Origin of the sequence: Actinomyces sp. ICM58 (genome assembly GCF_000283035.1) — a bacterium.
Taxonomy (GTDB): Bacteria; Actinomycetota; Actinomycetes; order Actinomycetales; family Actinomycetaceae; genus Pauljensenia.
In genome coordinates this window covers 1-1944 of the sequence record NZ_ALIY01000087.1, presented here as the reverse complement: position 1 = coordinate 1944, position 1944 = coordinate 1, and the positions used below count along the sequence as shown (strand labels likewise).

Below are 1944 nucleotides of genomic sequence, written 5' to 3'. Positions count from 1 at the left end.
CTCGTCCCCCACGCCCACGCCCACGTCCTCCTCCCCCACGCCCGGGCCCACGCCAACGCCCGCGCCCACGCCATCAACGAGCCTGCCCCCGTGCAGCGGGCAGATAGTGACAATAGACGAAACCGGACAGTTCCAACCCTTTGGCAGCGGCCGCCCACCCTCCTACGTCCTCGCCGCAGTACGCATGGAGGACGGAATCATGAAAGCCAGCCTAAGCGGCGGATACTCCGCCAAAGACGTTCCCGACGGACACTTCACCACAACCCTGATTCAGGGCGAGCCCTTCTACGCCCCCCACGCTGGAACATTCACGCTACTCGACGGCGACCCAGCCCCCAGCGTGGACCTCCACGGATCCGCCACACTCTGCTTCGAAAAAGAATCCAGCGACCCCAGCACATCCTGAAACACCATGACAGCCACACGCACCATCACCACAACCGCCGCCGCCTGCGCGGGCCTGGCCCTGCTCCTCGGCGCCTGCGCGCCCATCACCCCCTTCGCGCGCCCCACACCCACGCCCACGGCCTCGTCCCCCACGCCAACCAACACACCGAGCGAGTCGAACGCCTGCACAGGCTACCTCCTGGCAATCGAGGAGACGTTCTACTTTAGCCCTCGCAACCGCAACACCTACCCGCAGTACTACTTCCTTATTGACTCCGAGCAATCCGAGGACACCCACGTGTATCTGGATGGCACGGTCCCCGACAGCATGCCGGAACTGAAGGAAGCAGCCGTCGACGCGGATCTCACAATCGGCCAACCTGTCGTCGCCCCAGGCGTCGGCACCTTCACGATCCTGAACGCAGTACCAGGCCCTGAGCAGTATGCAGGAGGAACCATAACGTTCTGCTTCGAACCCGACCCTAGCCTCGACGTCAACACCGACGAACTCGCCAAGTTCGACGCACGCTAACTCCTCCCCCAGACACCCCCTCCCAAGCAACCATCAGAAGAACAAGACCCACGGTGAACAATCGACGCACCCTCACCACAACCGTGGCCGCCTGCGCGGGCCTGGCCCTGCTCCTCGGCGCATGCACGCCCACCACCCCCATCGCGCGCCCCACACCCACACCCACGCCCACATCCTCCTCCCCCACGCCCGGGCCCACGCCAACGCCCGCACCGTCACCCACGAGGAGCACACCCATGCCAGAGTGCAACGGATGGATCACCACCGTCGACGAAACCGCGCAATTCGCCCCCGGAAAGAACCCGAACGAGCCGAAGTTCGTCATCTCCAAGGTCGGTATCGAAAACGGCGCCATGTACGCCGCGATCTCCGGCGGATGGCCCGACGGCTACCCCGGCTGGATCAAAGACCGCCTCTACGTCGGCGAGCCGAAGCACGTCCCAACCATCGGCACATTCACCCTCCTCGACATCACCACCGCACAGGCCGTCTACGGCCACGGCTCGGCCACCTTCTGCTTCGAACCCGACCCAGACTTCGAAGTCTCCAGCACGCACTAACCCATGACACACACGCTCCGCCAGCCCCTGTACACCGTCGCGGCAACTTGCGTCGGTCTGTCCCTGCTCCTCGGCGCCTGCGCGCCCATCACCCCCTTCGCGCGCCCCACACCCACGCCCACGTCCTCGTCCCCCACGCCCGGGCCCACACCCACGCACACGCCCACGCCGTCACCCACGAGGAGCACACCCATGCCAGAGTGCAACGGATACATCACCACCGTCGACGAAACCGCACAATTCGCCCCCGGAAAGAGACGGAGCGAGCCGACCTTCGTTATATCCGACGTTGGCATCGAAAACGGTGCCATGTACGCTTATATCATCGGCGGGTGGGCCGACGGCTACCCCGGCTGGATCGACGACAGCCTCTATGTCGGCGAGCCGAAGCACGTCCCAACCATCGGCACATTCACCCTCCTCGACATCACCACCGCACAAGCCGTCTACGGCCACGGCTCGGCC

4 protein-coding genes are annotated in these 1944 nt (G+C 65.1%); all 4 read left to right on the top strand.

Features of this window, described 5'->3' with window-relative positions; genetic code table 11:
* The first annotated feature begins 199 nt into the window (after window positions 1-199).
* Entirely contained in the window at window positions 200-406 is a 207-nt protein-coding gene (locus HMPREF1138_RS04245) for a hypothetical protein (protein ID WP_009056944.1), read from the top strand.
* 6 nt (window positions 407-412) lie between these two features.
* Complete coding sequence (locus tag HMPREF1138_RS04240) at window positions 413-919, top strand: hypothetical protein (protein WP_009056949.1); 507 nt, start codon at window positions 413-415, stop codon at window positions 917-919.
* Between the two features lie 236 nt (window positions 920-1155).
* Window positions 1156-1479 carry a hypothetical protein gene (locus tag HMPREF1138_RS04235; protein ID WP_039936851.1) on the top strand — a complete coding sequence of 108 codons (324 nt, stop codon included), beginning with the start codon at window positions 1156-1158 and terminating at the stop codon, window positions 1477-1479.
* 3 nt (window positions 1480-1482) lie between these two features.
* The coding region (locus HMPREF1138_RS11035; protein WP_202898336.1) for a hypothetical protein at window positions 1483-1944 on the top strand (462 nt) is incomplete at its 3' end.